The following is an 8,678-nucleotide window of genomic DNA, read 5'->3' as shown; positions in this document are numbered from 1 at the left end:
ATTCAGATAAATGGTCTGCCACTTCAGTATAAAGAATTCGATAAACAATCACAGTTCCCACAATGAAACCCATGACTGTTCCTAAAGAAAAGATGAAACCAATAGCTGTACTGCTTGCCCAATAATTTCTCTCATAATCAACAAATTCTTGTTTGGTAAAAACCTTAATATCTTTAGGCAAATAATTCTTCAAATTTTGAGCAACAGCAATTGCATCTGCTCCCGGCTTTAATTTTATCAAACCTATATCAATCAATCCCAAACTACGATGAGGAAAGAGCCGTAGAAAATTTAGATCGCTTGTGACTAAATTACCATCTGCTCCAAAAGATGCACCTAATGTAAATAATCCTCCAACCCTAATCTTCCGATTTCTTACTTCTGCTATCACAGTTTGATTTTTTTCAAACTCAGCAACAATTGGACCATATTCTTGTCGGGAAGAGCGATCGTATAGAACAACATCAGATAATTTAATTTTATCTAAATTTTCCTGAATACCAGGTAAATTTAGTACACTATACTCAGGATTAATACCAACAATCAAAAGATTGCGGAATCGACCCGTTACAGGATTTTTCCAAGGAGCGTAATCTAGGTAAAGAGGATGAACAGATTCAACAGCTGGGAAATCTAAAGCTTTATAGAGTCGTCTTTGAGAAAAAGTTTTTAATGACAATACAGCATTGGATTGATTATTAATTAAAACGATATCTCCTTGCAAACTCATGTGGAGACGAACATTACTGTAATACAAAGAATCACGAAAACCAAGCTGCATAAACATAAGAATGTCAGCAAAAGCAATTCCTGCAAATGCCACAGCAAGACGTGTTTTTTCCCGCTTTAGCTGCAACCAAGCTAAAGGGATTTTGTTAAAGAATTTGTTCATTGGGGATTGGCGATTGGTTATTAATTTTTCACAAAGGACAAATGACGAAGGACAATTGACAAATGACAAAGGTGCTATATATTTATTTCTACAACCACTTTAGCGTTGGTGAGATTAGCAACTCGTTTAGTATCTTGTGGGGAGAGTGTAATTTTTACTTCTACAACTCTGGCATCAATATCAGCTGCTGGATCTGTATTTAAGACATCTTTTTTGCCAATTTTCCTGCCAATTTCGGCAACTGTTCCTTGTAATTCTCCATCAAAAGCTCCATTATCACTAGTGACCATAACTTGTTGACCGAGACGCACTTTACCAATACTGTCTTCCGGAACTTCCGCAACAACCACCATTCGATCGGTTCGTCCCATCTCAGCAATGCCGTATTGGCTCATGCTTTCTCCTGCTTTGGTATGGATTTTTAAAATTTCCCCAGCAATTGGTGCTTTAATGTAACTCAAACTTAATTGTGCTTCTGCTTTTCTTAAAGATGCGATCGCATTACCGACTTGTGCTTGTGCGATTTGTACATCAATAGGACGACCTTCTTGAATTCTATTATATTTAGCTCTTTCTTCATCAATTTGTCTTTGCAAAGTTGCGACTGTTTTGTCCCGCGTAACTCTAGCTTCAATCAGTTGCTGTTGCAAAGTTGCGACTGTTTTTAGCTGGTTAGCTCTAGCTTCAGCAAGTTGTTGTCTTAAAGTTGCGATAACTTGCTTCTGATTAGCCTTGACTTCAGCAAGTGAAGAATTACTGGTTGATAAACTTAATCGCCGTCTGTCCCTTTCTTGTTGGGAAATTGCACCTTCTTTATATAACATTTCATATCGTTGGGCATCAACTTGAGCGTTGCGTTGTTCGGCTCTTACACGCGCAACCGATGCTATCAGAGCATCTTTTTGCCCTTCTATTTCAGCTTGAATACGATTAATAGTTGCTTGTAGGGCAATTTTCTCCCCATTTAACTGTGCTGTTATACGAGCAATTGTTGCTTGCTGAGCAGCCCTTTCCCCAGCTAACTGAGCTTGCAAACGACCAATAACTGCCCTTTGCGCTTGAAGATCTCTTGGCGAACCAGCTTTAACATTTGCTAAATTAGCACGAGCTTCTTGCAGTTTAGCTCTAGCTTCTTCCACTGCAGCTTGAGAACCGCTGAAGTTATCCATAATGGCAATAACTTGACCTCTTTGAACCCTTTCTCCCTCTTTCACATAAACTTGCTCGATCCGCGATGAACTCTGAAGACCCGCAGGTGCAGACAATTTAATGACTTCCCCTTGCGGTTCCAAACGACCCACAGCATTAATACTGGTAGGAACTGGCGCACTAGGTACAGGCGTGTTTGCTTGTTTGATTTGCTCGACTTTAGCTATAGTAAGAGCACCAAAAGAAACCACGACTGGTAAGGAGACAGCAATTAACCACCAAACTTTTGATTTTTCATCTTCAAAAAAGAGCTGCTCCCTTAAATTTGATTTCTCACTTAACCTTGATATAGGTGGTTGTTCGTTGGATTGCATTTTCCCCTCTTTGGATAAAAAGCACGCTTAGGCGCAGGTTGGATTAATCGTGGCGGAACCCAACAAATTTAGGAGTGTATTGATTGGGTTTTGTTACGTCTTCAAGATCCCCGACTTCTTTAAGAAGTCAGGGATCTGGGCAAACTTACCCATTAAAACCTATAAGATATGGTACTGAAATCATTACGGTTTTAAGATGCACTAAATACAGTCCAATATGATAAATTCTTTGCCTTTATATAGCAGTCCTCAATCATTTGTGAAAATTCCTAGTAAGTAGGGCTATGCCGCGCAAAAGTCTTAGTGGTGGGCTGTCTTCCCTACCTACTTGTATTTCATAAATCAAATAGGACTACTATATTGATATTGGCAAATCTTGATTTTTGGACTTTGGACAAAGTATTTATTGATAAAGAGAATGCCATACAGTTATGAGTTGTATGGCTTCATCTTCTCTTGTTAATTGAATTCTACATTTTTAAGTTACTAAAAAACGTAACCAAATCTACAGAAGAGAGTTAATGGTCACTGGTGAGTCCAGTCCTGCAGGCGGGTCTCCCGCCGTAGGGAACTGGCGAACCCGGAGGGTCACTGGTGAGTCCAGTCCTGCAGGCGGGTCTCCCGCCGTAGGGAACTGGCGAACCCGGAGGGTCACTGTTCAGGCATATCAAATAAAACTGTAGTCATATAACATTCTGCCCAATCTGCACCAAAAGCTTTTTCCAGTACGCGACGGGTTTTGTCATTTTGTTGCTGTTGAGTGCAGTAATTTCTTTGTCCGGCAAGAATGTTTTGCCTGTGTTCTGGTGAAACTGGTTTAGAGATAACAGCTTGCGTACAATGAATGTCCAAAAACTCTTGTACGCGAGAGAGAAACAGACTTTCTTCTTCAGATGAATTGGGACGAACAAAGAGACAAAATTCTGAAAATATATGTCCCCATTCCGGTAATTCACGCGGTTGAGCAAAGTTTAATTTAGGCAATACCTCAAGTGCAGAAGTATAGGATTGAGGTAATTTATATTCTACGTCTACTGGAGAAAGATCCGCGATCGCAGCACTAATTTGACCTCTTCCGCCAACTAAATCGCACCCAAACATTGGTATGTTGTATTCTGGGTGGGGAAACATAACACAGTGCAAAATATCTAGCATATTTCCCACCTTTGCCAGTTCCAAATGCATTTTCCGGAATTGGGGTGTTTGATAGCAGCGATTTTCTATGGTCAGTTTTTCTCCTTCGAGCCGACCCTCCACATAACCAAATTCAGCAGGCAAATGATAGGGCGACAAATCAAGGTATTTGTGCCAAGTCTGTTCTATACAATCTGCTAATTGACGAATTAAAGGATGCTGTTGCTCGCGCAGTGATAGGAGAGGAGTTGTTGTCATGTTGAATTTTATACCCATCCCTACCAGGGATTAACGATGTTAACTGTCATTTGTCATTTGTCCTTTGTCATTCGTCATTTGTTTATAGTACGTAACTCATGACTAGTAACAAAGCAAAGGACGGTCTTCACAGCTTTTCGCTTTATTATGTGCTGACCTACCCATTTTTCAGCCTAGCGCCCATTCAGACTTAACAGAACTGACTCGCAACAGAACTCAACAAATAGGGGACTGGAGATTAGGGATTGGGAAAAAACTACTCCCTACGCCTGACTTGCAACATAACTTAACACTCTCTCTCGAAAAGCGTAAAGTTATAAAACATTTCCTTTTCAAAATTCTTATTTATTTTGTAGTCTTAGTTACAGAAATAATTTTTAATTAGCCCATGAGATAAAGCTCTAGCAAGAGCCAAGGATGAAGTATGAAACACGAACTCTTAAGTAAAAACTTGCTTACTGCTTCCCCAGAAAGCGTACCCAGTGCTAACAATCTAGAACTCATCCCTTCATCCTCGATCCTTTATCCTTCATACTCTCTTGAGTCTAATAACTGGGTAAAGTTGAAGGAATTGCCCAGTCCCTACAGTTGTGATGAAGCTTTGTTGTTATGTCAGATTTCAGAAGATGAGTGGTCAGCATGGATTCCAGACCATGGGGAAGCAGTGCTCAAGATCGAGCAATTTTGTTAAGGGATTTCCAAGAAATAAATTCTCCATTTTGTGCTCCATCTTGTGGTACGGGCGTCCCCGCCCGTACTGTACAACTAAAACGGGCAAGATGCCCGTTCCACCAACTAACAACTAACAACTAACAACTAACTAACAACTAACCTCTCCTTCGATCCTAGTGTCATAGGATCTGCTGTTTCCAGTTCACCATGCTTGAGAGTCCAACAACGATCTGCGCTCGCTAACAGATCGCCTGCATCATGTGTGACAATCAGTAGCGTCCAATCCTTCTTCAACTTTGCCAGCAAACTCACCAATTGTCGCCGCATTGACCAATCCAATCCTGCTGTTGGTTCATCAAGCAGAAGTAAATGGGGCTGACGGATCAACTGCACAGCTAAAGCCAAACGCCGTTGCTGACCTCCACTTAATGCATGAGGCGGTGTACTCAGGGATAAATGCTCCAATCCTACTTCGCTGAGTGCTTGCTTAACTCGCTCTGTTCCCAACTCTGGATGTCCCAAGCGCAATTCCTCTAAAATAGTACCGCCACAAAAATGTCGTTCGGGAAACTGAAACACCAAACCAGCCAATTGTTGCATCTGGTCTGCAAGCAGTTCTTGTTCGCGCCAAAAGATAGATCCAGAGGTTGGTTCGGCTAGTCCAGATAGAATTTCAAGTAACGTAGTTTTGCCAGAACCGCTCGGTCCAATGATAAGACCAAGTTGTTGGGGTGCTAATTCTAGATTAATTGATTTAAGGATTGCAGTTGGGCAGGCGGTTGGATGATAAATTATATTTCTGAGATAGAGCATTTGTTAAGAGAAATAAAGAGTCAGCAACTTACTTAATTAATTACACGGCAACGAACACTAGTTCCCTGGAAAATTTATAGCGCATTATCTGCCTCGCTAACTGTGACTTCTAGCAGTAAAAGCTATTTTGCTTACCTATCGAAGTTACAAGACTCTCCCTATGAGAGTTGCGTCGATGGCTATTTTCGGCAATTATGTCCATTGTGTCAAATTTTCATTGAAGAAATAGTTACAACAAGTATGGGAACTTGAAAAAAAATGTCAAAGTCTACCATTGTAAAAACTTTTGACAAAAACAGACACGGTTTCAATCGAATCATTGGTAGTATTATAAGTAACATATAAAGATTTTAAAATAGTAATTTTACTGGAGTCTATCCATGACAGAACAAATGCCCGTGCTGCCAAAAATTGTAACGGCTAGACTTTCTCGCCTAGCGAAAGTCGCTTTTGCAACCATCCTCATACTGAATTTCTATGTCAATTCCTCTTTGGCAGCAGATCCGTTTCGAGTTAAAGAACCTCGCAAGATTGGTGACAAAACGGAAGCGGCTTTCAAAACAATTTTCGAGCAGGGAAATTATCAAGCAGCCGAGAATCAAGTACAAGAAGCACTTACTAAAGAGGTTGATGAACCTTTAGCTTATGCTATGAAAGCATCCTTAGCATATACGAGTCAAGATTGGAATACACTAGAGACATATAGCAAAAAAACCTTAGAAATAGCACAAAAACTTGTTTCTACCGACCGTCTACGTGGCAATTTGTATAGTGCTGTCGGGCATTTTTTAGAAGGGTCTGTGATTTTGCAGCGTGAAGGAACACTCAGTGGTGCGCCTAAAGCCCTCAGCAGATTGCGAGAAGTTTATAAGTGTTTAGACCAAGCTGAAGCTGTTTCCGCGACAGACCCTGAATTGAATTTAGTTAAAGGCTACATGGATTTAATGCTAGCTGTTAATTTGCCTTTTTCCAATCCAGAACAAGCGATTGAAAAATTTGAGAAAAATGCTGCCCCTCAGTATTTAGTCGATCGCGGAATTGCTCTTGCTTATCGAGATATGAAACAGTACTCGCAAGCTTTAGATTATGTTAACCGCGCTCTAAAAGTGACCTCAGAAAATCCAGAACTGTATTATCTGAAAGCTCAAATTCTTAGAGAACAGGGTAAGAAAGATAAAAATACAAAACTCATTCAAGAGGCTGTTGATAACTTTGACAAAGCTTTAAGCAAAAAAGGGTTTCTACCTGCAAGCGTGCTCAAACAAATTGAACGCGAACGAGCTAAGGCTGCAAGAGAAGTGGCTTCAGCTAGTATGTAGATAAGATAAGTCAGTCATATTGCTCGGGTCTATCAGATTCGGGAACATCCCGTTATTGCCTTCAGAATAGAATTCTGGGGCTAGACAAACAAAGTCCGCCTTCGCGGATCGAATATAGAAGTCCGCTGAGGCGGACTTCGTTTGTATAGACGCGATTTTAATCACCAACGTATTTTTTCTGACTCAACAGTCCGTATTCGCTCTACCTCGTTCCCAGGCTCCGCCTGGGAATGCCTTACCGCGAGGCTCCGCCTCTATTCATGTATTTGGTTTAGAGATGTCCAAGAAATAAATTATCCATCTTGTGGTACGGGCGTCCTCACCCGTTCTTTATTAGTGACGGGCGAAGACGCCCGTACCACAAGAGAAAGGTGGTTATTTTTTTATTTGGAAGTCCCTTACTAAGAATCTTCTACAATTAAGTGTAAATATTTTGAAAATAAAACAGCAATGGAAATACAGTTTCGCGAAATAGACCCTTTTAATGTATGGATTTGGCTAAAATTCAGTACAATTCCATCTAGGCAAGAAAGACAGTATATAGAAGAAGTTTTTGACTCCTGGTTTTACTTGGGCAAACTGGGGGGATTTAATGCCGAAAATCTTCAAGTACAAGAAACTGGGGTAAATCTCAGTTATATGGATTATGACTCAGAAGGTTATGACAAAAGTATGTTGGCGCTGATGCATAACATGGGTGAGGTGGAATATGAGGGAACATGGGCGCGTTGCTGGTTCGATTTGGGAACTGCTGATGCGATCGCTCTTGATATTCTCATCAATGCTTTTCAGCAACTCAGTGCCGAATATGTCACTATTGAACAATTGTACATTGGCGGAGAAAATGAAGACTGGCCAGTTGAAAGTAGTGACAATCTGAACTCGTTTATTTACGATAATTAGTGATGGCGATACACAAACCAGGGGAAATTCGTATCTTAGCTTTGGCGCTGATTCAAGACGGAGAACGCATCTTCATGTCTCAAGGCTTTGACCAAAAGAAGCAACAAACCTTTTACCGTGCTATGGGCGGTGGTGTTGACTTTGGCGAAACAAGTTTGGTAGCTCTCCAACGGGAATTTCAAGAAGAAATTCAAGCGGAATTAACAAATCTTCAATACTTGGGGTGTTTGGAAAACATTTTTACATATAACGGTCAGCACGGTCACGAAATTATTCAACTTTACAAATGTGACTTTGTCGATCCCAAGTTCTATCAGCTTGACCAGCTAGAGTTTAATGAAGGCGAGCGAAAAAAGATTGCCTTATGGGTAGAGATTAACTGCTTTAAGTCTGGAGAATTAAAGTTAGTACCAGAGCAATTTATAGATTATTTGTAAAAGGATGTTTGTCAAGTCTACCGTTGTATCAAATTTACTATAACTCCCTTGAAAAAGACTACAGTGTATACACAAATCTGAAAGCTAACTTTTCTCTATCTCAGGAAACCTCATGATTTTTCGCAGTACAGAACCGAATATCGCCATCCCCGAACAGCCCCTAACGAAAATTGTCTTGCAACGAGCGATAGAATTCGCTGACAAACCAGCGATGATTGACGGGCTAACTGGTCAAACGGTAACTTATAGAGAACTAGCAGACTCAATTAACAGGGTGGCTGCTGGTTTTGCTGCGCGGGGTTTTTCTAAGGGAGATGTAGTTGCTATTTATAGTCCTAACTGTCTGGAATATCCAATCGCTTTTCAGGCGATCGCGAGTTTGGGTGGAGTTAGCAGCACGGCAAATCCATCTTATACAGCTAGCGAACTTGCATATCAATTAAATGATACTGGTGCTAAATATTTGCTGACAGTACCGGAACTGCTAGAACGCGGATTAGAGGCTGCTAGTCAGTCAAAAGTTGAATCAGTCTTTGTGTTTGGTAACGCTGCGGGTGCAATTCCATTTTCTGTTCTTTTAGAAGATGTTGACTCAGTACCAAAAGTACAAATTAATCCAAAAGAAGACGCGGTTGCTTTGCCCTATTCTAGTGGCACAACTGGTTTGCCTAAAGGTGTTACGCTGACACACTATAATATAGCAGCCAACGTGTACCAACTTTCAAAC

At 40.7% G+C, this 8,678-nt stretch carries 9 protein-coding genes; 5 read left to right on the top strand and 4 right to left on the bottom strand.

Annotated features, from left to right (window positions below; translation table 11 throughout):
* From devC to ACKTT2_RS01300, 3 genes are all read right to left on the bottom strand, one after another.
* Positions 1–892 (bottom strand): ABC transporter permease DevC (gene devC / locus ACKTT2_RS01310; RefSeq protein WP_407883174.1); only part of this gene is annotated, 892 nt, incomplete at its 3' end.
* Positions 893–966: 74 nt separating this feature from the next.
* Positions 967–2,391: an HlyD family efflux transporter periplasmic adaptor subunit gene (locus tag ACKTT2_RS01305; RefSeq protein ID WP_407883178.1), complete on the bottom strand. Its 1,425-nt coding sequence runs from the start codon at positions 2,389–2,391 to the stop codon at positions 967–969.
* 675 nt (positions 2,392–3,066) lie between these two features.
* The gene (locus tag ACKTT2_RS01300) at positions 3,067–3,807 is read right to left on the bottom strand and encodes a phycocyanobilin:ferredoxin oxidoreductase (protein ID WP_407883172.1); all 741 of its coding nucleotides are present in this window, start codon (positions 3,805–3,807) and stop codon (positions 3,067–3,069) included.
* Between the two features lie 424 nt (positions 3,808–4,231).
* Here ACKTT2_RS01300 and ACKTT2_RS01295 point away from each other — a divergent pair, with 424 nt between their 5' ends.
* Complete coding sequence (locus ACKTT2_RS01295; RefSeq protein WP_407883170.1) at positions 4,232–4,498, top strand: hypothetical protein; 267 nt, start codon at positions 4,232–4,234, stop codon at positions 4,496–4,498.
* 125 nt (positions 4,499–4,623) lie between these two features.
* Here the strand turns inward: ACKTT2_RS01295 and ACKTT2_RS01290 are convergent, their stop codons facing one another.
* A complete protein-coding gene (locus ACKTT2_RS01290) occupies positions 4,624–5,292 on the bottom strand; it encodes an ABC transporter ATP-binding protein (protein WP_407883168.1) in 669 nt (222 codons plus the stop codon).
* A gap of 380 nt (positions 5,293–5,672) precedes the next feature.
* Here ACKTT2_RS01290 and ACKTT2_RS01285 point away from each other — a divergent pair, with 380 nt between their 5' ends.
* The 4 genes from ACKTT2_RS01285 to ACKTT2_RS01270 all read left to right on the top strand — a co-directional run.
* A complete protein-coding gene (locus ACKTT2_RS01285; protein ID WP_407883166.1) occupies positions 5,673–6,611 on the top strand; it encodes a Sll0314/Alr1548 family TPR repeat-containing protein in 939 nt (312 codons plus the stop codon).
* 450 nt (positions 6,612–7,061) lie between these two features.
* The gene (locus ACKTT2_RS01280; protein ID WP_407883163.1) at positions 7,062–7,514 is read left to right on the top strand and encodes a DUF3531 family protein; all 453 of its coding nucleotides are present in this window, start codon (positions 7,062–7,064) and stop codon (positions 7,512–7,514) included.
* 8 nt (positions 7,515–7,522) lie between these two features.
* The gene (locus ACKTT2_RS01275) at positions 7,523–7,951 is read left to right on the top strand and encodes an NUDIX hydrolase (RefSeq protein ID WP_407883176.1); all 429 of its coding nucleotides are present in this window, start codon (positions 7,523–7,525) and stop codon (positions 7,949–7,951) included.
* A 112-nt stretch (positions 7,952–8,063) separates the two neighbouring features.
* Positions 8,064–8,678, top strand: a 615-nt coding sequence (locus tag ACKTT2_RS01270; RefSeq protein ID WP_407883161.1) for an AMP-binding protein, incomplete at its 3' end; no start/stop codon positions are given.

It is taken from the genome of Scytonema hankhaensis NUACC26, assembly GCF_045865695.1.
Lineage (GTDB): Bacteria > Cyanobacteriota > Cyanobacteriia > Cyanobacteriales > Nostocaceae > Scytonema.
Note: the sequence above shows the minus strand (reverse complement) of the source record. Positions and strands in the feature narration are given on the sequence as shown.